Annotated in this window: 21 protein-coding genes; 3 read left to right on the top strand and 18 right to left on the bottom strand. The window is 71.4% G+C overall.

Translation table 11 applies throughout. From position 1 onward, the window contains the following. The 13 genes from NON19_RS29075 to NON19_RS29020 all read right to left on the bottom strand — a co-directional run. The coding region (locus NON19_RS29075) for an alpha/beta fold hydrolase (RefSeq protein ID WP_255932121.1) at positions 1-942 on the bottom strand (942 nt) is incomplete at its 3' end. Positions 943-1,094: 152 nt separating this feature from the next. Continuing rightward, positions 1,095-2,555, bottom strand: coding sequence for a glutamate synthase subunit beta (locus NON19_RS29070; RefSeq protein ID WP_255932120.1), 1,461 nt, complete (start codon positions 2,553-2,555; stop codon positions 1,095-1,097). Next, complete coding sequence (gene gltB, locus NON19_RS29065; protein ID WP_255932119.1) at positions 2,548-7,122, bottom strand: glutamate synthase large subunit; 4,575 nt, start codon at positions 7,120-7,122, stop codon at positions 2,548-2,550. The genes NON19_RS29070 and gltB overlap by 8 nt, the downstream gene beginning before the upstream one ends. Positions 7,123-7,438: 316 nt before the next feature. Further along, the gene (locus NON19_RS29060) at positions 7,439-8,173 is read right to left on the bottom strand and encodes a VIT1/CCC1 transporter family protein (protein ID WP_255932118.1); all 735 of its coding nucleotides are present in this window, start codon (positions 8,171-8,173) and stop codon (positions 7,439-7,441) included. Positions 8,174-8,390: 217 nt separating this feature from the next. Beyond that, the gene (lgt, locus tag NON19_RS29055; RefSeq protein WP_255932117.1) at positions 8,391-9,404 is read right to left on the bottom strand and encodes a prolipoprotein diacylglyceryl transferase; all 1,014 of its coding nucleotides are present in this window, start codon (positions 9,402-9,404) and stop codon (positions 8,391-8,393) included. Between the two features lie 73 nt (positions 9,405-9,477). Further along, positions 9,478-10,266: a DsbA family protein gene (locus NON19_RS29050; protein WP_255932116.1), complete on the bottom strand. Its 789-nt coding sequence runs from the start codon at positions 10,264-10,266 to the stop codon at positions 9,478-9,480. Positions 10,267-10,345: 79 nt separating this feature from the next. Continuing rightward, the gene (gene trpA, locus NON19_RS29045) at positions 10,346-11,158 is read right to left on the bottom strand and encodes a tryptophan synthase subunit alpha (RefSeq protein WP_255932115.1); all 813 of its coding nucleotides are present in this window, start codon (positions 11,156-11,158) and stop codon (positions 10,346-10,348) included. Then, positions 11,155-12,399, bottom strand: coding sequence for a tryptophan synthase subunit beta (gene trpB / locus NON19_RS29040; protein WP_255932114.1), 1,245 nt, complete (start codon positions 12,397-12,399; stop codon positions 11,155-11,157). Before trpB ends, trpA begins: the two co-directional genes overlap by 4 nt. A gap of 354 nt (positions 12,400-12,753) precedes the next feature. Further along, on the bottom strand, positions 12,754-12,921 hold the full coding sequence (gene trpM / locus NON19_RS33840) for a tryptophan biosynthesis modulator TrpM (protein ID WP_372514330.1): 168 nt from the start codon (positions 12,919-12,921) through the stop codon (positions 12,754-12,756). Beyond that, positions 12,918-13,727, bottom strand: coding sequence for an indole-3-glycerol phosphate synthase TrpC (gene trpC, locus NON19_RS29035; protein ID WP_255932113.1), 810 nt, complete (start codon positions 13,725-13,727; stop codon positions 12,918-12,920). Before trpC ends, trpM begins: the two co-directional genes overlap by 4 nt. A gap of 164 nt (positions 13,728-13,891) precedes the next feature. Beyond that, on the bottom strand, positions 13,892-14,323 hold the full coding sequence (locus NON19_RS29030) for a DUF2752 domain-containing protein (RefSeq protein WP_372514329.1): 432 nt from the start codon (positions 14,321-14,323) through the stop codon (positions 13,892-13,894). A 67-nt stretch (positions 14,324-14,390) separates the two neighbouring features. Beyond that, on the bottom strand, positions 14,391-14,603 hold the full coding sequence (locus NON19_RS29025) for an HGxxPAAW family protein (protein WP_255932111.1): 213 nt from the start codon (positions 14,601-14,603) through the stop codon (positions 14,391-14,393). A gap of 105 nt (positions 14,604-14,708) precedes the next feature. Further along, positions 14,709-15,365, bottom strand: coding sequence for a TIGR02234 family membrane protein (locus NON19_RS29020; protein ID WP_372514327.1), 657 nt, complete (start codon positions 15,363-15,365; stop codon positions 14,709-14,711). Between the two features lie 346 nt (positions 15,366-15,711). On the opposite strand from NON19_RS29020, the gene NON19_RS29015 reads away from it, so the two are divergent. Continuing rightward, entirely contained in the window at positions 15,712-16,914 is a 1,203-nt protein-coding gene (locus NON19_RS29015; protein ID WP_255932109.1) for a S53 family peptidase, read from the top strand. Between the two features lie 56 nt (positions 16,915-16,970). On the opposite strand, the gene NON19_RS29010 is transcribed toward NON19_RS29015, so the two are convergent. Together NON19_RS29010 and hisI are read right to left on the bottom strand one after the other, a co-directional pair. Continuing rightward, entirely contained in the window at positions 16,971-18,494 is a 1,524-nt protein-coding gene (locus tag NON19_RS29010) for an anthranilate synthase component I (RefSeq protein WP_255932108.1), read from the bottom strand. Between the two features lie 513 nt (positions 18,495-19,007). Then, positions 19,008-19,361: a phosphoribosyl-AMP cyclohydrolase gene (hisI, locus tag NON19_RS29005; RefSeq protein ID WP_255932107.1), complete on the bottom strand. Its 354-nt coding sequence runs from the start codon at positions 19,359-19,361 to the stop codon at positions 19,008-19,010. Between the two features lie 170 nt (positions 19,362-19,531). Here hisI and NON19_RS29000 point away from each other — a divergent pair, with 170 nt between their 5' ends. Beyond that, positions 19,532-20,386, top strand: a complete 855-nt coding sequence (locus NON19_RS29000; RefSeq protein WP_255932106.1) for a flagellar basal body-associated FliL family protein — start codon at positions 19,532-19,534, stop codon at positions 20,384-20,386. A gap of 33 nt (positions 20,387-20,419) precedes the next feature. Beyond that, positions 20,420-21,058 (top strand): TIGR03085 family metal-binding protein, encoded by a 639-nt coding sequence (locus NON19_RS28995; RefSeq protein WP_255932105.1) that lies wholly within the window; start codon positions 20,420-20,422, stop codon positions 21,056-21,058. Positions 21,059-21,225: 167 nt separating this feature from the next. Here the strand turns inward: NON19_RS28995 and hisF are convergent, their stop codons facing one another. Genes hisF through priA form a run of 3 tightly spaced genes read right to left on the bottom strand, consistent with a single transcriptional unit; the run spans position 21,226 to position 23,161 of the window. Continuing rightward, the gene (gene hisF, locus NON19_RS28990) at positions 21,226-21,996 is read right to left on the bottom strand and encodes an imidazole glycerol phosphate synthase subunit HisF (protein WP_255932104.1); all 771 of its coding nucleotides are present in this window, start codon (positions 21,994-21,996) and stop codon (positions 21,226-21,228) included. Then, the gene (locus NON19_RS28985) at positions 21,993-22,439 is read right to left on the bottom strand and encodes a Rid family hydrolase (RefSeq protein WP_255932103.1); all 447 of its coding nucleotides are present in this window, start codon (positions 22,437-22,439) and stop codon (positions 21,993-21,995) included. Before NON19_RS28985 ends, hisF begins: the two co-directional genes overlap by 4 nt. Continuing rightward, positions 22,436-23,161 (bottom strand): bifunctional 1-(5-phosphoribosyl)-5-((5-phosphoribosylamino)methylideneamino)imidazole-4-carboxamide isomerase/phosphoribosylanthranilate isomerase PriA, encoded by a 726-nt coding sequence (gene priA, locus NON19_RS28980; RefSeq protein WP_255932102.1) that lies wholly within the window; start codon positions 23,159-23,161, stop codon positions 22,436-22,438. The genes NON19_RS28985 and priA overlap by 4 nt, the downstream gene beginning before the upstream one ends. Positions 23,162-23,167 lie beyond the last annotated feature (6 nt).

The raw sequence follows: 23,167 nt of genomic DNA, 5'->3' as shown, positions 1-23,167 counted from the left end.
CTCCAGGAGTGCCGCGTTGACCTCCTGGGGGCGTTCCTGCTGGGTCCAGTGGCCGCAGCCTTCCAGGATGATGGGCTCGCGGAGGTTCGGGTGGAGGGTGGGCAGGGCGGGGAGCAGGTCCTCCATACCGGGGAAGCGGTAGACCAGGTCCCGGTCGCCGGTGATGTACAGCGCCGGGGGCTGGACGGCGGCGTCCTGCCAGGCGGCGGTCAGTTCCCAGTTGCGGTCCAGGTTGCGGTACCAGTTCAGGCCGCCGGTGAAGCCCGCTTCGGCGTACTCCTCGATGAAGACGTCGATGTCCTCCTCGGTGATCCAGGAAGGCAGCTTCTCGGGGGCCTCGACGCTGTCGAGGAAGCCGCCGCCGGGCCGGACCAGCGGCTGGGCGGGCGGGTCGTTGTGCGGGTTGTCGCCGCAGGCCCCGTACAGCACACGGCGGAACGTGGCCCGCGGGTCGGCCGCCAGGTCGGCGTCGGCGACGCCGGGGGTCTCGAAGTAGTTCCAGTAGAACTGGCCGTCGAACCGCTCACGCATCGCCCGCAGCGGCGGTACCGGGCCGCGCGGCTGCGGCGGCACGCTCAGGCCCACCACGGCGGACACCACGTCGGGACGGAGCAGCGCGGTGTTCCAGGCGACCGGTGCCCCCCAGTCGTGGCCGATGACCACGGCGCGCTCCTCGCCGAGCGCGTGGATCAGGCCGACGACGTCACCGACCAGGTGCAGGATGGTGTACGCCTCGATCTCCCGTGGCCGGTCGCTGCGCGCGTACCCGCGCTGGTCGGGGGCGACGACCCGGTACCCGGCAGCGGCCAGCGGGGCGAACTGATGGCGCCAGGAGTACCAGCACTCGGGAAAGCCGTGCAGCAGCACCACGAGCGGCCCCTCGCCCTCCTCGGCGATGTGCAACTGGATGCCGTTCACGTTGACGCTGCGGTGCTCTACCACCTGATGCCTCCCCAACTACCGTCCGGTAAACCAGCTTCAGGCTACGCCTCCGTCGCGGACACGACGCGGCGCCCGGCCCTCCGGTCGGGGGTGGAGGGAGCGGGCGCCGCGTTACCAGCCGTACGGCGTTGTACGGCTCACTCAGGTCGCCGTCAGACCGCCAGTGCGCGGTCGGTCGGGCGGATCGGCGCGGGCAGTGAACTGGCGCCGGTCAGGTAGTTGTCGACGGCACGGGCGGCCGAGCGGCCCTCGGCGATCGCCCATACGATCAACGACTGGCCGCGGCCCGCGTCACCGGCGACGAAGACACCGTCCACGTTGGTGGCGAAGTCCTTGTCGCGGGCGATGTTGCCGCGCTGGTCGAGTTCCAGGCCGAGCTGCTCGACCAGGCCGTTGCGCTGGTCGGTGCCGGTGAACCCCATGGCGAGAGTGACCAGTTGGGCCGGGATCTTCCGCTCGGTGCCGGGCTTCGGCTCGAACCTGCCGTCCTTGAACTCGACTTCGACCAGGTGCAGGAACTGCACGTTCCCGTCCTCGTCGCCTTCGAAGTGCGTGGTGTTGACGGCGTAGACCCGCTCGCCGCCCTCCTCGTGCGCCGAGGTGACCTTGTACGTCATCGGGAACGTCGGCCACGGCTGGTGGGCCGGGCGTTCGTCGGACGGGCGCGGCATGATCTCCAACTGGGTGACGGAGGCCGCGCCTTGGCGGTGTGCGGTGCCGACGCAGTCGGCACCGGTGTCGCCACCGCCGATGACCACGACGTGCTTGCCCTCGGCGGAGATCGGGGAGGTGACGTAGTCGCCCTCCTGGACCTTGTTGGCCAGCGGCAGGTACTCCATCGCCTGGTGGATGCCGTTCAGCTCCCGGCCCGGCACCGGCAGGTCGCGGGCGGTGGTGGCACCGGCGGCGATCACCACCGCGTCGAACCGCCTGCGCAGCTCGGCGGCGTCCAGATCGGTGCCGATCTGCACTCCGGTGCGGAACTTGGTGCCCTCCGCGCGCATCTGCTCGATGCGGCGGTTGATGTGCCGCTTCTCCATCTTGAACTCGGGGATGCCGTAGCGCAGCAGCCCGCCGATGCGGTCGGCGCGCTCGTAGACCGCGACCGTGTGCCCGGCCCGGGTGAGCTGCTGGGCGGCGGCCAGTCCGGCCGGTCCCGAACCGATCACCGCCACCGTCTTGCCGGAGAGCCGGTCCGGCGGCTGCGGGGCGACATGACCGCCCTCCCACGCCTTGTCGACGATGGTGACCTCGACGTTCTTGATGGTGACCGGCGGCTGGTTGATGCCCAGCACACAGGCGGACTCACACGGCGCGGGGCACAACCGCCCGGTGAACTCGGGGAAGTTGTTGGTGGCGTGCAGCCGCTCGTAGGCGGCTTTCCAGTCACCGCGGTACGCGTAGTCGTTCCACTCCGGGATGAGGTTCCCCAGCGGACAGCCGTTGTGGCAGAACGGGATGCCGCAGTCCATGCAGCGTCCGGCCTGCTTGGAGATGATCGGCAGCAGCGAGCCGGGGACGTAGACCTCGTTCCAGTCCTTGACCCGCTCGCTCACCGGCCGGGAGGCGGCGACCTCGCGGCCGGTGGTGAGAAAGCCCTTCGGGTCAGCCATGAGCCGCCTCCATCATCTTCGCCGTGGTCTCGGACTCGGTGAGTCCCTCTTGCTCGGCGGCGACCTTGGCGGCGAGCACTGCCTTGTAGTCCTTCGGCATGACCTTGCCGAAGCGGGTGAGGGTGGTGCCCCAGTCGGCGAGCAGCGCCTCGGCGACGGTGGAGCCGGTCTCCTGCTGGTGGCGTCGCACCACGTCGTGCAGCCACGCGATGTCATCGGCGTCCAGCGGTTCGACGCCGACCATCTGGTTGTTGACCCTGGACGGGTCCAGGTCGAGGACGTAGGCGATGCCGCCGGACATTCCGGCGGCGAAGTTCCGCCCGGTCTCGCCGAGTACGACCGCGCGTCCCCCGGTCATGTACTCGCAGCCGTGGTCGCCGACGCCCTCGGCCACCACGGTGGCCCCGGAGTTGCGGACGCAGAACCGCTCGCCGACCGCGCCGCGCAGGAACATCTCGCCGCCGGTGGCGCCGTAGGCGAGGGTGTTGCCCGCGATGGTGGAGTACTCGGCGAGGTGGTCGGCGCCACGGTCCGGCCGCACAACGACCCGGCCACCGGACAGGCCCTTGCCGACGTAGTCGTTGGCGTCGCCCTCAAGGCGCAGCGTGACGCCCTTGGGCAGGAACGCGCCGAACGACTGCCCGGCGGAGCCGGTGAAGGTGATGTCGATGGTGTCGTCGGGCAGGCCCGCGCCGCCGTACCGCTTGGTGACCTCATGGCCGAGCATGGTGCCCACCGTGCGGTTGATGTTGCGGATCGGCAGCTGGGCGCGGACCGGTGAGCCGCTCTCCAGCGCGTCGGCGGCCAGCTTGATCAGCTGGTTGTCGAGCGCCTTGGCCAGCCCGTGGTCCTGGGTGGCGACCTGGTGGCGCACCGCGCCGTCGGGCAATTCGGGGACGTACAGCAGCGGGGCCAGGTCGAGGCCCTGGGCCTTCCAGTGGTTGACGGCACGGGTGGTGTCGATCAACTCGGCGTGGCCGACGGCCTCCTCGATGGAGCGGAAGCCCAACTCGGCCAGCAGCTCGCGCACTTCCTCGGCGATGAACTCGAAGAAGTTGACCACGAACTCGGCCTTGCCGCTGAAGCGCTCGCGCAGCACCGGGTTCTGGGTGGCGATGCCGACCGGGCAGGTGTCCAGGTGGCACACCCGCATCATCACGCAGCCGGAGACGACCAGCGGCGCGGTGGCGAAGCCGAACTCCTCGGCGCCGAGGAGAGCCGCGATGACCACGTCCCGGCCGGTCTTGAGCTGACCGTCGGTCTGCACCACGATGCGGTCGCGCAACCCGTTGAGCAGCAGCGTCTGCTGGGTCTCGGCCAGGCCCAGCTCCCATGGGCCGCCCGCGTGCTTGAGCGACGTGAGCGGCGAGGCGCCGGTGCCGCCGTCGTGGCCGGAGATCAGCACGACGTCCGCGTGGGCCTTGGACACACCCGCCGCGACCGTGCCGACGCCGACCTCGGAGACCAGCTTCACATGGATGCGGGCGGCCGGATTGGCGTTCTTCAGGTCGTGGATGAGCTGGGCGAGGTCCTCGATGGAGTAGATGTCGTGGTGCGGCGGCGGGGAGATCAGGCCGACGCCCGGGGTGGAGTGCCGGGTCTTGGCGACCCACGGGTAGACCTTGTGGCCGGGCAGCTGGCCGCCCTCGCCGGGCTTGGCGCCCTGGGCCATCTTGATCTGGATGTCGTCGGCGTTGACCAGGTACTCGGAGGTGACGCCGAAGCGGCCGGAGGCGACCTGCTTGATCGCCGAGCGTCGGGCCGGGTCGTAGAGCCGTTCCGGGTCCTCGCCGCCCTCGCCGGTGTTGGACTTGCCGCCGAGCTGGTTCATGGCGATGGCCAGGGTCTCGTGCGCCTCACGGCTGATCGACCCGTAGGACATGGCGCCGGTGGAGAACCGCTTGACGATCTCGGAGACCGGCTCGACCTCCTCGATCGGCACCGGGGGGCGCTCGCCGGTCTTGAGGTTGAACAGGCCGCGCAGCGTCATCAGCCGCTCGGACTGCTCGTTGATCCGGTCGGTGTACTTCTTGAAGATGTCGTAGCGCCGGGTGCGGGTGGCGTGCTGGAGCCGGAAGACGGTCTCCGGGTCGAACAGGTGCGGTTCGCCCTCGCGGCGCCACTGGTACTCGCCACCGATCTCCAGTCGGCGGTGCGCGGCGGCGATGCCGGACGCGGGGTACGCCTTGGCGTGCCGGGCGGCGACCTCCTGGGCGATGACGTCGATCCCGGCGCCGCCGATCTTGGTGGTGGTGCCGTGGAAGTAGGTGTCGACGAAGCCCTCGTCCAGGCCGACGGCCTCGAAGACCTGGGCGCCGCGGTAGGAGGCGACGGTGGAGATGCCCATCTTGGACATCACCTTCAGCACGCCCTTGCCCAGCGCCTTGATCAGGTTCTTGATGGCGGTCTCGGGTTCGATACCGGGCAGGAAGGTGCCGGCGCGCACCAGGTCCTCGACCGACTCCATGGCCAGGTACGGGTTGACGGCGGCGGCGCCGTAGCCGACCAGCAGCGCGACGTGGTGCACCTCGCGCACGTCACCGGCCTCGACCAGCAGGCCGACGTGGGTGCGGGTCTTGGTGCGGATCAGGTGGTGGTGGACGGCGGAGGTGAGCAGCAGCGACGGGATCGGGGCGTGCTCGGCGTCCGAGTGCCGGTCGGACAGCACGATCAGCCGGGCGCCGTCCGCTATGGCGGCGTCGGCCTCGGCGCAGATCTCGGTGAGCCGGGCGGCCAGCGCCTGGCCGCCGCCGGTGACCCGGTACAGGCCGGACAGGGTCGCCGCCTTCAGACCGGGCAGGTCGCCGTCGGCGTTGATGTGGATGAGCTTGGCCAGCTCGTCGTTGTCGATCACCGGGAACGGCAGCGTGACGTTGCGGCAGGTCGCCGGGGTGGGCTCCAGCAGGTTGCCCTGCGGGCCGACCGCGGAGATCAGCGAGGTGACCTGTTCCTCGCGGATGGCGTCCAGCGGCGGGTTGGTGACCTGCGCGAACAGCTGGGTGAAGTAGTCGAACAGCAGCCGCGGGCGCTCGGAGAGCGCGGCGATCGGGGAGTCGGTGCCCATCGAGCCGATCGGCTCGGCGCCGCTCTTGGCCATCGGCGCGAGGATGACCCGCAGTTCCTCCTCGGTGTAGCCGAAGGTCTGCTGGCGGCGGGTGACCGAGGCGTGGGTGTGCACGATGTGCTCGCGCTCGGGCAGGTCCTTGAGGTGGATCAGACCGGCGTCCAGCCATTCGCCGTACGGCTGCTCGGCGGCCAGCTCGGCCTTGATCTCGTCGTCCTCGATGATGCGGTGGCTCGCGGTGTCGACGAGGAACATCCGGCCCGGCTGCAGGCGGCCCTTGCGGACCACCTTCTGCGGTGCGATGTCCAGTACGCCGACCTCGGAGGAGAGCACCACCAGGCCGTCGTCGGTGACCCAGTAGCGGCCGGGGCGCAGGCCGTTGCGGTCCAGCACCGCGCCGACCAGGGTGCCGTCGGTGAAGGTGACGCAGGCGGGGCCGTCCCAGGGCTCCATCATCGTGGAGTGGTACTGGTAGAACGCCCGGCGGGCGGGGTCCATGGAGTCGTGCTTTTCCCACGCCTCGGGGATCATCATCAGCACGCTGTGCGGCAGTGAGCGGCCGCCGAGGTGCAGCAGTTCCAGGACCTCGTCGAAGGTGGCGGAGTCCGAGGCGTCCGGGGTGCAGATCGGGAAGATCCGCTCCAGGTCACCCTTGATCAGCTCGCTGGCCAGCTGCGACTCACGGGCGCGCATCCAGTTGCGGTTGCCCTTGACGGTGTTGATCTCGCCGTTGTGGGCGACGAACCGGTACGGGTGGGCCAGCGGCCAGCTGGGAAAGGTGTTGGTGGAGAAGCGGGAGTGGACCAGGGCGATCGCGGTGGCGAACCGGCGCTCGGACAGGTCGGGGAAGAACGGCTCCAGCTGGCCGGTGGTCAGCATGCCCTTGTAGACGATGGTCCGCGCGGACAGCGAGGGGAAGTAGACGTCGACCTCGCGCTCGGCGCGCTTGCGCAGCACGAACGCGAGCCGGTCCAGCTCCAGGCCCTGCCGCCCCGCGGTGGCGTCGGCGACGAACAACTGCGAGAAGTACGGCATGGTGGCGCGGGCCGTGGCGCCCAGCAGTTCGGGGGCGACCGGCACCTCGCGCCAGCCCAGTACCTCCAGGCCCTCCTCGGCGGCGATCCGCTCGATGGAGTCCACCGCCTTGGCCCGCGCCTCGTCCTCGACGGGCAGGAAGCCGATGCCGACCGCGTAGGCACCGGCGGCGGGCAGTTCGAAGGGGACCGCCTCGCGCAGGAAGCTGTCCGGGATCTGGACAAGGATTCCGGCGCCGTCGCCGGAGTCGGGTTCCGAACCGGTGGCTCCTCGGTGCTCCAGGTTGCGCAGCACCGTCAGCGCCTGCTCTACGAGCGCGTGATCCGCCTCGCCGGTGAGGGTGGCCACGAATCCGACGCCGCAGGCGTCGTGCTCGTTGCGGGGGTCGTACATCCCCTGCGGGGCGGGACGCCCGTCCATGTGGGCCCAGCGGGTGCCGGGCGCGGAGTGCGTGGACGCGGAACGCATCGGCTCTCCTGTCGTCGTGGCTTGCAGTGCCGGAACACTGTGAAATGGTCACGGCGCAACAGGGACGACGCTGGCCCTCTGCGATTTCGTGCAGGTTACATGATGACCGAGATCCCGAACAGTGGATATCGGCTTCCCAGCATGTGGACTAACAGGGTGGAATTCGGGTCCCTGACGGGGTCACCCGGCGCCTTCACGGGCGGCACTGCCCGACGCGCTTGTACCTCATGCCCCGCTGTGAGCGAGCCGAAACGAACGGGAAACACCCCGGACCAGCCGACGGCGTATGGCCTGCGTCACGGTCCGGCTGACCAGGCTAACCGACGGCGGTCCCGAACAGCGAGCCCAGTACGAAGGTGACCCCGGCCGCCGCCGCGCCCAGCACGAGCTGCCGCAGCCCGCTGAACCACCACGACCTGGCCGTCACCCGGGCCACCACCGCGCCGCAGACGAACAGTCCGAGCAACGCCACCAGCAGCGAGGGCCACAGCGCACCGGCACCGAGCAGGTACGGCAGCACCGGCAGCAGCGCACCGGCCGCGAACGATCCGAATGACGAGACGGCAGCGACCAGTGGCGAGGGCAGGTCGGACGGGTCGACGCCCAGCTCCTCGCGGGCGTGTATCTCCAGCGCCTGCTCGGGGTCGGCGGACAGCTGGCGGGCGACCTCCAGCGCCAGCTTCGGTTCCACACCGCGGGACTCGTAGAGCTTGGCCAGCTCGTGCAGCTCGGCCTTGGGGTTGCGGCGCAGCTCCAGCCGCTCCAGCTCCAGTTCGGCCTCCACCAGCTCGCGCTGCGAGGCGACCGAGGTGTACTCACCGGCGGCCATCGAGAAGGCACCGGCCGCAAGGCCCACGAGTCCGGCGATCACGATGGTCTTGTTGGCGGCGTGGCCTCCGGCGACACCGGTGATCAGGGCGAAGTTGGACACCAGTCCGTCCATCGCGCCGAAGACGGCCGGGCGCAGCCAGCCACCGTTGACATCGCGGTGGCTGTGGTGCGGTACGTGGTAGTCGGAGCGCTCGGCCTCGTTCTCGACGACGGTGGACATCTGCTCGGTCTCCCTTCCGGGCCAGGTGCGGACCGTCCGGTCCCTCCCAAACGCATCGAAGATACGCACGAAGCGATGGCCTCTGCCAGCAAGGAAAGCCTGGCCGAAGCGGGTGCGGACGCCGCTGGGGCGCAGCCCGCGGCCCGCGCCCGGTAGCCGGGAAGGCCGCCGGATCCGTCAGATCCGGCGGCCTTCCCAGGGGTGTGCGCGGTGGGCGTCAGGCCTTCTTGGACGCCTCGGCGCCGGGGGCCTTGGGCGCCTCCTCGGCGGCGGAGGACCTGTCCGCCTCGGCGTCGGGGGTGGCGTGCGCGTCCGGTTCGCCGGACACGGGCTCGGTGGCGGCGTCCGCCTGCTGGGCGGGCGCGTCGGGCTCCGCTTCCGGCTCGCCGTCGGGCTGCGCGACGGCGGCCGGTTCGACGACCGTCTCACGGCCCGGACGCAGTCGTGCCGAGACGACGATGTAGGTGACCGCTGCCAGGAAGACGATGATCGCCGTCCAGTCGTTGAGCCGCAGGCCCAGGATGTGGTGCGCGTAGTCGACCCGCATGTGCTCGATCCAGCCGCGGCCCACGCAGTACGCGGCCACGTAGAGCGCGAAGGCGCGGCCGTGGCCGAGTTTGAAGCGCTTGTCGGCCCACAGCACCAGCAACGCGACGACCAGGATGTCCCACAGCGACTCGTACAGGAACGTCGGGTGGTACAGACCGGTGTCGGGGCTGGACAGCGGGCGGTGCGCCGGGTCGATCTCCAGCGCCCACGGCAGCTTGGTCGGGCCGCCGTACAGCTCCTGGTTGAACCAGTTGCCCCAGCGCCCGATGCCCTGGGCGATGGCGATGCCGGGCGCCACCGCGTCCGCGTACGCGGGCAGCGGGATGCCGCGGCGGCGGCAGCCGATCCAGGCGCCGAGGGCGCCCAGGGCGACCGCGCCCCAGATGCCGAGACCGCCGTCCCAGACCTTGAAGGCGCCGACCCAGTCCTTGCCCTTGCCGAAGTACAGCTCGTAGTCGGTGATGACGTGGTACAACCGCCCGCCGAGCAGTCCGAACGGCACCGCCCACACGGCGATGTCGGCGACGGTGGTCTTCACCCCGCCGCGCGCGACCCACCGGCGGCCGCCCAGCCACACGGCGACGAAGACGCCGATGATGATGCAGAAGGCGTACCCGCGCAGCGGAATGGGGCCGAGGTAGACGACGCCCCTCGACGGGCTGGGAATGTATGCGAGGTCCATGGCGTAACCGACGCTACCGTGCCGGGCGGGGGCGGGCGCAATCCACCCGGCAACGGGTGCGTAACGAGCCCTTTCAGTGGCTTGGGATCGACTTGCCCTTGTTGGCCGCCTCCACGTCGGACTTCAGCTGCTCCGGGGTGAGGGGCTGGTTCTCGCCGAAGATGCTCTTGCCGTTGAGCAGGATGGTGGGGGTCGAGTTGTAGCCGGAGCTGTTGAAGTTGGCGTTGGACTTGTTCACCCAGGCGTTGTACGTGCCGTTGTGCACGCAGGAGGTGAAGGTCGGCGTCTTCAGGCCCGGTACCTTGTCGGCGAGCTGGAGCAGGTAGTTCTTGTCGGCGAACTTGTCCACCCGCTCGTCGGGCTGGTTGTCGTAGAGCACGTCGTGGTAGTCGCGGAACTTCCCGGCGGTCTGCGCGCAGGCCGCGGCGTTGGCCGCGTTCAGCGAGCCGGTGCCGCCGCTGTTGCCGTCGATCAGCCGGACCAGGTAGTACTCGCCCCTGAGCTGTCCGCTGTCCATCAGGCCGTGCACGGTGTCGCGGAAGCCCTTCTCGAAGGAATCGCAGGCCGGGCAGCGGAAGTCCTCGTACACCGTGAGCGTTGAGGGCGCACCGTTTCTGCCCACCGGAATGGCGAGATTGTCCTTGCCGACGGCGCCCGTGGGCGCGGTCACCGGGCCGCTGCCCGAGCCGCTCTTGATGTTGGAGACCGCGAACCCGACGGCCGCGGCGATCACCAGGACGCCGACGATGCCGCCCGCCACCATGAAGGTCCGCCTGCGCCTGCCGCGGGCCTTCTCTCGCTCGCGCTCCGCCTGAAGCCGCTCGCGTGCGCTGCGCTTTCGCTCGCTGTTGTTGTCGCTCACGCCCCTGCATAACGCGCCGGGGACGCGACATCACGCGTCCCCGGCGGTCAATTCCCCCGAAAGGATCACATCGGGCGGCTCAGCGCTTACGTACGCCGGTCGCCAGCTCCGCCGCCAGTTCGCGGGCCGCCGCGATGCCGGAGGGGGTGTCGGGGGCGTCCAGCATCCGCTTGACGAACGCGGAGCCGACGATGACGCCGTCGGCGAACCCGGCCACCTCGGCGGCCTGCTCCGCGTTGGAGACCCCGAGGCCCACGCAGACCGGCAGGTCGGTGCAGGCCCTGGTGCGGCTCACCAGGTCGGCGGCCTGGGCGCCGACGGACTCACGGGTGCCGGTGACGCCCATCAGCGAGGCCGCGTAGACGAAGCCGGAACCGGCCGCGGTGATCTTCGCCAGGCGTTCGTCGCGGCTGCTGGGCGCGACCACGAAGACGGTGGCGAGGCCGTGCCGCTCGGCCGCCGCACGCCATCCGGCGGACTCCTCCACCGGCAGGTCGGGCAGGATGCACCCGGCTCCCCCGGCCGCGGCCAGTTCCTCGGCGAACCGCTCCGCGCCGTGCCGGTCGACCGGGTTCCAGTACGTCATGCACAGCACCGGCGCACCGGTCGCCTCGTGCACCTCGCCGACCGTGCGGATCACGTCGACGATCTTGACGCCGCCGCGCAGCGCGATGTCGTCGGCGGTCTGGATCACCGGGCCGTCCAGCACCGGATCGCTGTGCGGCAGTCCGATCTCCACGATGTCGCAACCGCCCTCCACCATGGCGGTCGCGGCGGCGATGCCGTCGGCCACGGTGGGGAAGCCCGCGGGCAGGTAACCCACCAGTGCGGCGCGGTTCTCGGCCCTGGCGGTGGCCAGTGCCTTGGTCAACAGCTGGATGTTCCCGCTCACTTGGCGTCCCCCTGCGGCGTGTCGTACAGCCCGAAGTAGCGGGCCGCGGTGTCCATGTCCTTGTCGCCGCGGCCGGAGAGGTTGACCAACAGCAGTCCTTCGGGCCCGAGTTCACGGCCCACGCGCAGTGCGCCCGCGAGGGCGTGCGCGCTCTCGATGGCCGGGATGATGCCCTCGGTACGCGACAGCAGCCGCAGCGCCTGCATCGCCTCGTCGTCGGTCACCGGGTAGTACTCGGCCCGGCCGATGTCCTTCAGGTACGAGTGCTCGGGGCCGATGCCCGGGTAGTCCAGACCGGCCGAGATCGAGTACGGCTCGGTGATCTGGCCGTCCTCGTCCTGCAGTACGTAGGAGCGGGAGCCGTGCAGGATGCCTGGGTCGCCCGCGGTCAGGGTGGCCGCGTGCTCGCCGGACTCCACGCCGTGCCCGGCGGCCTCCAGGCCGACCAGACGTACGGTCTCGTCGGACAGGAAGGCGTGGAAGATGCCGATCGCGTTGGAGCCGCCGCCGACGCAGGCGCAGATCGCGTCCGGCAGCCGTCCGGCCCGCTCCAGCACCTGGCGGCGCGCCTCCACCCCGATGACCCGGTGGAAGTCGCGCACCAGCGCCGGGAACGGGTGGGGTCCGGCGACGGTGCCGAACAGGTAGTGGGTGGACTCGACGTTGGCGACCCAGTCGCGGAACGCCTCGTTGATGGCGTCCTTGAGGGTGCGGCTGCCGGACTTCACGGCGATGACCTCGGCGCCGAGCATCCGCATCCGGGCGACGTTGAGCGCCTGGCGCTCGGTGTCCACCTCACCCATGTAGATGGTGCAGTCCAGGCCGAACAGCGCGCAGGCGGTCGCGGTGGCGACGCCGTGCTGACCGGCGCCGGTCTCGGCGATCACCCTCGTCTTGCCCATGCGCTTGGTGAGCAGTGCCTGGCCCAGCACGTTGTTGATCTTGTGCGAGCCGGTGTGGTTGAGGTCCTCGCGCTTGAGGAAGATCCGCGCGCCGCCCGCGTGCTCGGCGAAGCGCCGGACCTCGGTGAGCGGGCTGGGGCGCCCGGTGTAGTGGACGAGCAGGTCGTTCAGCTCGGCGGCGAAGGTGGGGTCGCCCTTGGCCTTCTCGTACTCCGCGGCGACCTCGTCGACCGCGGCGACCAGCGCCTCGGGGATGAACTTGCCGCCGAAGGGGCCGAAGTAGCCCTCCGCGGTGGGGACTTGACCCTCGGGGTCCGGGATGAAGAAGTCGGTGGACATCCGGTGTGCTCCTTGACGGGGCTGGCGCCCCGTACTCCGTGATCTGCGGCGAATGCGGTGTTTTCCCCGGTGAGTTGCGACTCTAGCGGCTTGCGGCGGTCCGGCCGCGGTCCCGCTGCGCCCGGTGGCGTCCCCGCGGGTGGCGGTGCGCCCGCGGTGGTTCCGGTCGGCGACGGCCGCGGGTGGCGGTGCGCCCGCGGTGGTTCCGGTCGGCGGTGCGTCTGCGGTGGGTTTGGCACCGCCGGGCTCCGCCGCGGGGGGCTCGCCGTCGCGGCGGGGATTCCTCACCATCGCTACGGCGTGCGGCGGGGGCTTCTCACCGGGAGGGAACCGGAAACGTACCCCGCGGCCTGTTCAAGCCGTCGCTTCGCGACGGCGCCATCGCCTGCCGTTGGTCTGGCCCGGCTCGCAGCCGATGACGTACCGCACGCGCCGCCCCAGTACCCGCCGATCGGGCGCACGGCAGCCGCGCGGGCGGCAACCGGGGGCGAGACGGGTGGACAGCGGCATGGGAACGGTCAGTCCCTTCCGTGCCGCAGCGCGGGGTGCGCCCCCGCCGCGACCAGGTCGGCGACGGCGGCCTTGGGGTCGCGGCCGGTGACCAGCGACTCTCCGACGAGCACCGCGTCGGCGCCGTCGTTGGCGTAGGCGATCAGGTCGTGCGGGCCGCGTACGCCCGACTCCGCGACCTTCACGATGCGGTCGGGGATCTCGGGCGCGATGCGCGCGAAGTTGCCCCGGTCCACCTGGAGGGTCTTCAGGTCCCGCGCGTTGACGCCGATGATCTTCGCCCCGGCGGCCACCGCGCGCTCCACCTCGTCCTCGTCGTGCACCTCGACCAGGGGGGTGAGCCCGATGGACTCGGCGCGCTCGATGAGGGAGACCAGCGCCTCCTGTTCGAGCGCCGCGACGATCAGCAGCGCCAGGTCCGCGCCGTACGCCCGTGCCTCCCACAGTTGGTAGGCGGTGACGATGAAGTCCTTGCGCAGTACCGGCACGTCCACCCTGGCCCGAACCGCTTCGAGGTCGGCGAGGGAGCCGCCGAACCGGCGCTCCTCGGTCAGCACGCTGATGATGGACGCGCCGCCCGCCTCGTAGTCGGCGGCCAGGCCCGCGGGGTCGGCGATCGCGGCGAGCGCGCCCTTGCTGGGGCTGGACCGCTTGACCTCGCAGATCACCTTCACGCTGTCGCCGCGCAGCGCGGCCACCCCGTCCTTGGCCGGCTGCGCCTTGGCTGCCCGCTCCTTGAGCTCGTCGAGGGAGACACGCGCCTGCCGTTCGGCGAGGTCCGCGCGGACTCCGTCGATGATCTCGTCGAGCACACTCACGCGAGCGGCCCCCTTCCGGTGGCGGTTGTCGAAGTTTCCGAGAACCTACTGGTGGATCTGTGGAGCTCAGGTAGTGCGATGGTATCCGCCGCAGGGTCCAGACCCCGCATCCGGGCGCCGCCAGTCCCACCACCTGGACGAACGCGGTGTGCCCTGAGCGGCGGCTAGGGCGCCAGGAACGCCCCGAAGGGCAGGTTCCGGACGACCGTGAAGACCAGGACGACCGCCCCGACGCCCCACCACAGGGCCCGCGGCACCCGCGGACCGGCCGGGCGGCCGCGCACCTCGCGGGAGAGCCAGAGCACCCACAGCACGGCGGCGGCCGCGTAGCCGACCACGGCGAGCGCGTTGTCGTGCAGCGCGGCGCCGAGGTCGCCGTGCGCCACGGCGTACGCACTGCGCAGTCCGCCGCAGGCGGGGCAGTACCAGCCGGTCAGGTAGAGGAACGGGCAGACCGGGTAGTGCCCGGGGTGGTTGGGGTCCACCGACCCCACGTACCCGAAGCCCCCCGCGACCGCGGCCAGCAGGCCGACGGGAGCACTGACGCGGCGCGCCAGCGAGCGGGGGGACGTTTGGATTGACGCCACGGGGCCGATTCTCCACGGAACCACCGGTGGGCGCAGCACCGTGGCGGACGCCCCGGGTGCCGCGCCGGAGCGGGTCTCAGCCGCGGGACTTTCCGGGCAGCGGCTGGCCCAGCCCCGCCATGCGCATGCCCAGACCCACCAGACCGCCGAGGGCGACCACGACCAGGCCCGCCCAGAAACCGACCGGCTCGGCCGCCACGGTGAAGACCGCCGACACGCAGAAGCCAATGAAGGCGATGGTCACGCCGGTCCAGGCGGCAGGCGTGTGTCCGTGGTGGTTTCCCGCCATTACTGCTCCTCGAAAATGCTTGGCGCCGAACGGCGGCGCTCTGATGCTCCGCCCATTGTCCCCCGCCCGGCGTAGTGCTCTTGAGCGGGGTCCCGGTACCGGGTCTCAGTCGGCGGTGGGGTCCTCTCCCCGGTCCAGGGCCTTCCACATCTCGCCGGGGTGCTCGGGGTCGGGTGCCCGGCGGGCGGCGCGCGGGGTACGGGGGCCGTCGGCGCGTTCGTAGCGGCTGGACATGGCGGGCCAGGTCGCGCCCCGTACGACGGCCAGTGCTCCGGCGAGCAGCAGGAGCAGGCCGCCCGCGGCGGCGGCCCAGGGCCAGCCGGTGTGGCCGACGTGCTGGACGGCGGTTCCGGTCAGGCCGCTGGCCTTGGCGGCGGCGGCGCTCAGCGCTCTGGTGTCGCCAACGCCCGTGACGCAGGCCGCGATGGTCCCGGCGCCGCACAGCGCGAGCAGCACGGAGACGACCAGGCGGCCGACCCGGCGCACCGCGAAGACCGCGACCAGGGCGGCCAGGCCCACCAGCGCCAGGGCGTCGGGCAGTCCGGTGACCGTCTTGCCGGTGACGCTGACCGGGACCGTGCTGGCCGCGGAGGGCGCGGTTCCGGTGGACCAGGTCTTGCCCGCCGCGAGCAGCACCAGGGCGGCGCCCACCGCACCGAGCAGCAGCGCCATGGCCAGGCTGCGCCGTCCGGCGGCGCGGTGCGGCGATTCGGCGGCGGCTTCCTCGGCGGGACGGGGCGGAGGTACGGCGGCGGCAGTCACGCCTACCACTATCTCGTCACGGCGCGGCGGCCGGGCAACCGGGTCCGCTGGCGGCGATTTGCCCCGCGTGCCCCATGGGTGGCGGTTGATGCGGCCTCCATGGCCACGGCTGGGCAATTTCTTGCCCACGGAACGGCATCCACCGGCAAAGCGGTGGCACAGAACACGGTCGCACCGCTGCCCTTGTTGACGTGTGCCCGTCACAATGCGATTTCCGGCAATCCCGCTCCGGATATCGGGGCACCCCGTCACACCGTCGCGCAAGCCGGGCCACGGCTCACTCCCTGTACGCCGTGGCCCGTCCCCCCTCATGACTCCGGGTCACCACCCCACAGGAGGCAGTACATTGCGCAGACCCACGCCCAAGGCACTCCGCCGCACCGGGCTCTCCCTGACCGCCGCCGCGAGCCTGGCGCTCGCCTGCTTCGCCGCCGCCCCCGCCCACGCGGCGGCCGACACCATCCGCACCGTCCACTCCTGCGCCGTACCAAAGCAGGCCCACTGGGCGGCGTGCGACGCGCTCAAGGTGGTCGGCACCGTAACCGCCGAGTCCCCCGGGGCCGCCCCCTCCGGCCTCGGGCCGAGCGACCTGCACAAGGCCTACTCCCTGCCGTCCAGCGGCGGTTCGCGCGCCACCGTCGCGATCGTGGACGCGCAGGACGACCCCAACGCGGAGAAGGATCTCGCCGCCTACCGCAAGCAGTTCGGCCTGCCCGCCTGCACCAGTGCGAACGGCTGCTTCAAGAAGGTCGGCCAGACCGGCAGCACCAGCAAACTCCCCTCCGCCGACGCCGGTTGGGCCGAGGAGGAGTCGCTGGACGTCGACATGGTCAGCGCCATCTGTCCCAGCTGCCACATCGTGCTGGTCGAGGCCAACTCGGCGTCCATGGCCGACCTCGGCGCATCAGTCAACGAGGCGGTCAAGCTCGGAGCCCGGTACGTCTCCAACAGCTACGGCGGCTCAGAGTCCGCGTCCGATTCCACTTACGACAACCAGTACTTCAAGCACCCGGGTGTCGCCATCACCGCCAGCTCCGGCGACTCCGGATACGGCGTGGGGTACCCGGCCGCCTCCCGCTATGTCACCGCCGTCGGCGGCACGAACCTCACCAAGGCGTCCAACAGCCGGGGTTGGACCGAGACCGCCTGGAGCGGCGCCGGTTCCGGTTGCTCGGCGGACGACGCCAAGCCGAGCTGGCAGAAGGACAGCGGGTGCGGCAAGCGCACGGTCGCCGATGTCTCGGCGGTCGCCGACCCGGCCACCGGGGTGTCGGTCTACGACACCTATGGCGGCGACCCGGGCTGGGAGGTGTTCGGCGGCACGAGTGTGTCGTCGCCGATCATCGCCAGCGTCTACGCACTCGCCGGAACACCCTCTTCCGGCTCCACCCCGGCGTCGTTCCCGTACGCCCACACCTCAGCGCTCAACGACGTGACGAGCGGCTCCAACGGCTCGTGCGGCGGGAGTTACCTGTGCACCGCCAAGCCCGGGTACGACGGCCCGACGGGCCTTGGCACCCCGAAGGGCGTCAGCGCCTTCAAGGGCTGAGCGCCACAGGTGGGTTGGGCCGCTCCCTCCCGGGGGCGGCCCAACCCACCTCCTGTTCAGAGCCGGTTGGCGGTGGCGACGGCGCGTAGCACCGCCGCCGCCTTGTTGCGGCACTCGTTGTCCTCGGCGACCGGGTCGGAGTCCGCGACGATGCCTGCGCCCGCCTGAACATATGCCGTCCCGTCCCGCAGCAGCGCGGTCCTGATGGCGATGGCGGTGTCGGAGTCACCGGCGAAGTCCAGATAGCCGACGCAGCCCCCGTACAACCCCCGCCGGGTGGGCTCCAGTTCGTCGATGATCTGCATCGCGCGCGGCTTGGGCGCGCCCGAGAGGGTCCCGGCCGGGAAGCAGGCGGTCAGCACGTCGAAGGCGGTACGGCCCTCGGCGACCTTTCCGGTGACCGTCGAGACGATGTGCATGACGTGGCTGTAGCGCTCGATGGACATGAAGTCGACCACCTCGACGCTGCCCGGCTCGCAGACCCGGCCCAGGTCGTTGCGCCCGAGGTCGACCAGCATCAGGTGCTCGGCGCGCTCCTTGGGGTCGGCCAGCAGTTCCTCGGCGAGCGCCTGGTCCTCCTGCGGGCTGGAGCCGCGCGGCCGGGTACCGGCGATGGGGTGCACCATCGCCTGCCCGTCCTCCACCTTGACCAGCGCCTCGGGTGAGGATCCGACGACGTCGAAGACTCCCCCGTCCCCGCAGGGGAATCGCAGCAGGTACATGTACGGGCTGGGGTTGGTCGCCCGCAGCACCCGGTAGACGTCCAGCGCGCTGGCCGGGCACGGCGTCTCGAACCGCTGGGACGGCACGACCTGGAACGCCTCACCGGCGCGGATGCGCTCCTTGATATCCACCACCACGTCCTGGTAGGCGGGGCCGCCCCACAGCGCGGTGAACTCCGGCAGCTCGGAGGGCGGCAGTTCACACGGCGCGCCGTCGGACGGGCGGGCCAGATCGGCGGCCATGTTGTCGAGCCGCGCCACGGCGTCCGCGTAGGCCTCGTCGACTCCGGTGGCCAGGTCGTTGTGGTTGATGGCGTTGGCGATCAGCAGGACGGTGCCGTCCCAGTGGTCGAGCACGGCGAGGTCCGAGGTGAGCAGCATGGTCAGCTCGGGCAGCCGTAGGTCGTCCTTGGCGTGGTCGCCGATGTGCTTCTCCAGGCGGCGCACCACGTCGTAGCCGAGGTAGCCCACCATGCCGCCGGTGAACGGCGGGAGCGTGCCGCTGGAGTGCAGGTCGCGCGGGGTGTGCAGGGTGTCGATGGTGGCCCGCAGCGCACTGAGCGGGTCACCGCTGGTGGGTACGCCTACCGGGGGCGTACCGAGCCAGTGCGCCCGGCCGTCGCGCTCGGTCAGGGCGGCGTCGCTGCGCACGCCGATGAACGAGTAGCGCGACCAGGAGCGGCCGTGCTCGGCGGACTCCAGCAGGAACGTCCCGGGGCGCTCGCCCGCCAGCTTCCGGTACAGGCCGACGGGCGTGTCGCCGTCGGCGAGCAGGCGCCGGGTCACGGGGATGACCCGGCGATCCTGGGCGAGCTCGCGGAATGTTTCGAGGTCGGGGGTGACGTAGCCCGTGGTCATGGCTCGCACCATACCCTTCCCGGGAGCTTCCGGATCCGGCTCATGGCGCGCCCGCGCGGGCCTGCGGGCCTGCGCTGCGGCGGCGCGGCGGGGGCGCCGCGGGGCCTTCCGGGGCGATCGGGGTGGGGTGCCGCCGCAGGGGCCTGGACCTGGGCTGCGGTGCGCTCGGCAGCGCCGGTCTCCGCCGGGTGGTTGCGTGTGGTCGCGGGGCGGTTTTCGTGCCTGCGGCAAGATCGCTTCGTACAGCGCCGGGAGAAGTCCTCGCACCGGGACAGACGGCCGCACGGCACAGCTGCGGCTGGTAAGCCAGATCTCCGCCGCAACGGAAGGCGGCCACGCACAACGAATCCCCGCCGCAGCGGCGAGGAACCACAACAGCGCAGACCGGCGGTGCCGAACCGGCCGCAGCCCAAGACGCGGTGCCGAACCGGCCGCAACCCAAGAAGACGCACCCCCGGCACCGGGGCGGGTCGCACGGGGCGGGCCGCACGGGGGCTGGCCCCGGAAAGCCCGCTAGCCCAGCGGCAGCGACCCCGCGTCGAAGCAGGTGCGGTCTCCGGTGTGGCAGGCCGCGCCGACCTGGTCGACCTTCACCAGCAGGGTATCGCCGTCGCAGTCGAGGGCGACCGACTTCACGTGCTGCGCATGGCCCGAGGTGTCGCCCTTGACCCAGTACTCCTGGCGGCTGCGGCTCCAGTAGGTGCAGCGGCCGGTGGTGAGCGTGCGGTGCAACGCCTCGTCGTCCATCCACCCCAGCATCAGCACCTCGCCGGTGTCGTACTGCTGGGCGATGGCCGGGACCAGCCCGTCGGCGGACCGCTTGAGGCGGGCGGCGATGGCGGGATCGAGGCGGGAGACGGCTGGCATGCCCCCCATTGTGGATCAGCCGCGCCGGATACGGAAAACGGCCCGCGCCGCGATGCGTCGGCGAACCGCTGCGCCCGGTGCGACGGAACGCAACTGCCGCCACTGAGCTGCCAGTCACGACTTGGCATCCCCAGGGAACGACTGTCAGTCCCATGGGGCATGCTTCGGTCATGAGTTTCCCACCACCGCCGAACGAGAACCCACCCCCGGGGGCCGGGGGCGGCTTCGGCCCGCCGCAGGGCTTCGGCCCGCCGCCTCCGCCCGGCAATGGCGGATACGGTCCCCAACCGCCCGGCCCGGGCGGGTTCGGCTTCGGTCCGGGCGCGCCCGGCGGCCCGGCGGGCCCGGGTGGTTACGGCCCGGGCGGCCCCGGTGGCCCCGGCGCGTTCCCGCCGTACCCGCCGCCACCCCCGCCCGGACCGGGCAAGGGCCCGAAGGTCGCGGGCATCGTCATCGGTGCCGTGGTCGTGCTGGCCATCGTCATCGGCGGCATCGTGTGGCTCGGCAGCAGCCACAGCGACAACAACAGCGCGAGCGCGGACAGTTCCCCGTCCACGTCCACGCCCCCCGCGCCGTCGGACTCCGGCTCGTCCGGCCTGCCGAGCCAGGACCCGTCGGACGGCGCCTCGCTGCCCGGCATCCCCACGCCGTCGGCCAGCCACCGCATGATGTACGTGAAGCTCTCGCCCGGCGACTGCTTCAACTCCCCTGGTCTGGACAGCCACGTCCAGCAGATCACCAAGATCTCCTGTGACTCGGCGCACGACGGCGAGGTCATATCCAACGAGACCCTGTCGGGCACCATCAACACCGAGGACGACCTCAAGAGCAAGGTGCTCGCGCTGTGCGAACCGGACGCCAAGAAGCGGCTGGAGTCCATACCCAGGGACGGGCGGACGTACTACAACTACGCCCTCTACCCAGAACTGACGACGTATCAGTTCGAGGGGGAGGACACCGTCTCCTGCTCGCTGACGTTGAGCAATTCGATGGACGGCAAGCAGCTGACCGGCCCGTTGCCGTAGCCGCCCGTGCCGGGGTGGACGTACGCTGCCGCCATGTCGACACATGCGCAGCGTGAACGTCTGCTGTTGGCAGACCTGTTGGAGAACGCTGGCCCGGGGGCACCGACGCTGTGCGAGGGCTGGACCGCACGCGACCTGGCCGCCCACGTCGTGGTCCGCGAGCGGCGTCCGGACGCGGCGGGCGGCCTCCTGCTCAAGCCGCTGAGGGCCCGGCTCGACCGGGTCCAGCAGGAGTTCGCCGCCAAGCCGTACGAGGAGCTGATCCAGCTCATCCGGACCGGCCCGCCGCGCTCCTCACCGTTCGCCCTGAAGCAGATCGACGAGGTCGCGAATAGCGTGGAGTTCTATGTGCACGCCGAGGATGTCCGGCGGGCCCAGCCGGACTGGACGGAGCGGACCCTCGACCCGGTCTTCGCCGACGTGCTGTGGAAGCGGCTGGAGCGGGCGGCCCGGGTGCTGGGCCGCAAGTCCCCGGTCGGCGTGGTGCTGCGCCGCCCCGACGGCCAGACGGCGGTCGCGCGCCGGGGCACGCCGGTGGTCACGGTGACCGGGGAGCCGGGCGAGCTGACGCTGTTCGTGTTCGGCCGCCAGTCCGCCGCCCATGTGGAGTTCGACGGCGACAAGGAAGCCGTCGAGAAGCTGCGCTCCGCCAAACTCGGCATCGACGCCTAGCCCGGCATCCGGTCCGCTCAGCAGGTCGGTTGAAGTCCGCTGCGGTTCGGCAGCGACCCGAAGGGGCCCGGGGCTGTGTTCATGTGCGGCTCCGCCGCGTGGGCGCGACCAGCCACGACGGTGCCGCAGCCGATCGACGGCACACCGCGGCACTTCCAGCGAAGGGCTCAGCGGACCGGATGCCCCGCCTCGCGCAGCGTCCGCTTGACGTCACTGATCCGCAGGTCGCCGAAGTGGAACACCGAGGCGGCCAGTACCGCGTCCGCGCCCGCCGCGATGGCGGGCGGGAAGTGGTCGAGCTTGCCCGCGCCGCCGCTGGCGATGACCGGGACGGTGACGTGCTTGCGCACCGCCTCGATCATCTCGGTGTCGTAGCCGTCCTTCGTGCCGTCCGCGTCCATCGAGTTCAGCAGGATCTCACCGGCGCCCAACTCGACGGCGCGGTGCGCCCATTCGACCGCGTCGATGCCGGTGCCGCGGCGGCCGCCGTGCGTGGTGACCTCGTAGCCGGACGGGGTGACCGTGCCCTCCAGACAGCGGCGGGCGTCCACCGACAGCACCAGCACCTGGCTGCCGAACCGCTCGGCGATCTCCCGGATCAGTTCCGGCCGGGCGATCGCCGCGGTGTTGACGCCGACCTTGTCCGCGCCGGACCGCAGCAGCTTGTTGACGTCATCGGCGGTGCGCACGCCGCCGCCGACGGTCAGCGGGATGAAGACCTGCTCCGCGGTGCGGCGCACCACCTCGTAGGTGGTCTCCCGGTTGCCGGAGGAGGCGGTGATGTCGAGGAAGGTGAGCTCGTCGGCACCCTCCGCGTCGTACACCTTCGCCATCTCGACGGGGTCCCCGGCGTCCCGCAGGTTCTGGAAGTTCACGCCCTTGACGACGCGACCGTCGGCCACGTCAAGGCAGGGAATGACCCGGACGGCCAGGCTCACGGCGTATCTCCACTCGGTTCATCGGCGTGCCGTCCGTCAGGGCGGGCCGCCGGACGCACTGCTTCGACTTCCACCTCGACCAGCACCCGCGAGTCGACGAACCCGGAGACCACGAGCAGGGTCGCGGCTGGCCGGATGTCGTCGAACAGCTCCTTGTGGGCGCGGCCCGCCGCGTCCACATCGCGGGCGTGGGTGATGTACATACGGGTGCGGACCACGTCCGCGGCCCCCAGGCCCAGCGGTTCCAGTGCCGCGAACGCGTTCGCGAAGGCCGCCTTGGTCTGTAGGTACGGGTCGCCCTCGCCCTGGAGGACCCCCTTGACCAGCGGCATCGTGCCGGACACCAGCACCCGGTCGCCGACCGCCACGGCCCGGGCGAAGCCGATGGTCTCCTCCCAGGGGCTGTCGGTCTGCACTCGCCGCACGGCGGGGGTTCCGGTCATCGTGATACCGCCTCCAACGCTTCCTCAAGGGTGAATGCCTTGGCGTAGAGGGCTTTGCCCACGATGGCGCCTTCCACACCCTCGGGGACCAGCGCGGCGATGGCGCGCAGGTCATCGAGCGAGGAGACGCCGCCGGAGGCGACCACGGGCGCGTCGGTCGCGGCGCACACGTTGCGCAGCAGTTCCAGGTTGGGGCCCTGGAGCGTGCCGTCCTTGGCGATGTCGGTGACGACGTAGCGGGCGCACCCCTCGGAGTCGAGGCGGGCCAGCGTCTCGTACAGGTCGCCGCCGTCCCGGGTCCAGCCGCGGCCGCGCAGCGTGGTGCCGCGTACGTCGAGCCCGACGGCGATGCGGTCGCCGTGCTCGGCGATGGCCTTGGCCACCCACTGCGGGCTCTCCAGGGCGGCGGTGCCGAGGTTGACCCTGGTGCAGCCGGTGGCCAGCGCGGCGGCGAGCGAGGCGTCGTCGCGGATGCCGCCGGACAGCTCGACCTTGATGTCCATGGCGCGCACCACCTCGGCGATCTGGGCGCGGTTGTCGCCGGTGCCGAACGCCGCGTCCAGGTCGACCAGGTGCAGCCACTCGGCGCCCGCCCGCTGCCAGGTGAGGGCGGCGGCCAGCGGGTCGCCGTAGGAGGTCTCGGAACCGGACTCACCGTGCACCAGGCGGACCGCCTGGCCGTCCCGTACGTCGACGGCGGGGAGGAGTTCGAGCTTGGACATCGGGCG

It is taken from the genome of Streptantibioticus rubrisoli (assembly GCF_024436055.1).
Lineage (GTDB): Bacteria > Actinomycetota > Actinomycetes > Streptomycetales > Streptomycetaceae > Streptantibioticus_A > Streptantibioticus_A rubrisoli.
The sequence above is the reverse complement of the archived record's forward strand: the minus strand, read 5'-3'. Positions and strand labels throughout refer to the sequence as shown.

Coding starts and splice junctions, on each gene's coding strand:
- NON19_RS29070 (WP_255932120.1), bottom strand. CDS start 2,555: ATGGCTGACCCGAAGGGCTTTCTCACCACCGGCCGCGAGGTCGCCGCC.
- gltB (WP_255932119.1), bottom strand. CDS start 7,122: ATGCGTTCCGCGTCCACGCACTCCGCGCCCGGCACCCGCTGGGCCCAC.
- NON19_RS29060 (WP_255932118.1), bottom strand. CDS start 8,173: ATGTCCACCGTCGTCGAGAACGAGGCCGAGCGCTCCGACTACCACGTA.
- lgt (WP_255932117.1), bottom strand. CDS start 9,404: ATGGACCTCGCATACATTCCCAGCCCGTCGAGGGGCGTCGTCTACCTC.
- trpB (WP_255932114.1), bottom strand. CDS start 12,399: ATGTCCACCGACTTCTTCATCCCGGACCCCGAGGGTCAAGTCCCCACC.
- NON19_RS29025 (WP_255932111.1), bottom strand. CDS start 14,603: ATGGCGGGAAACCACCACGGACACACGCCTGCCGCCTGGACCGGCGTG.
- NON19_RS29010 (WP_255932108.1), bottom strand. CDS start 18,494: ATGACCACGGGCTACGTCACCCCCGACCTCGAAACATTCCGCGAGCTC.
- hisI (WP_255932107.1), bottom strand. CDS start 19,361: ATGCCAGCCGTCTCCCGCCTCGATCCCGCCATCGCCGCCCGCCTCAAG.
- NON19_RS29000 (WP_255932106.1), top strand. CDS start 19,532: ATGAGTTTCCCACCACCGCCGAACGAGAACCCACCCCCGGGGGCCGGG.
- NON19_RS28995 (WP_255932105.1), top strand. CDS start 20,420: ATGTCGACACATGCGCAGCGTGAACGTCTGCTGTTGGCAGACCTGTTG.
- NON19_RS28985 (WP_255932103.1), bottom strand. CDS start 22,439: ATGACCGGAACCCCCGCCGTGCGGCGAGTGCAGACCGACAGCCCCTGG.
- priA (WP_255932102.1), bottom strand. CDS start 23,161: ATGTCCAAGCTCGAACTCCTCCCCGCCGTCGACGTACGGGACGGCCAG.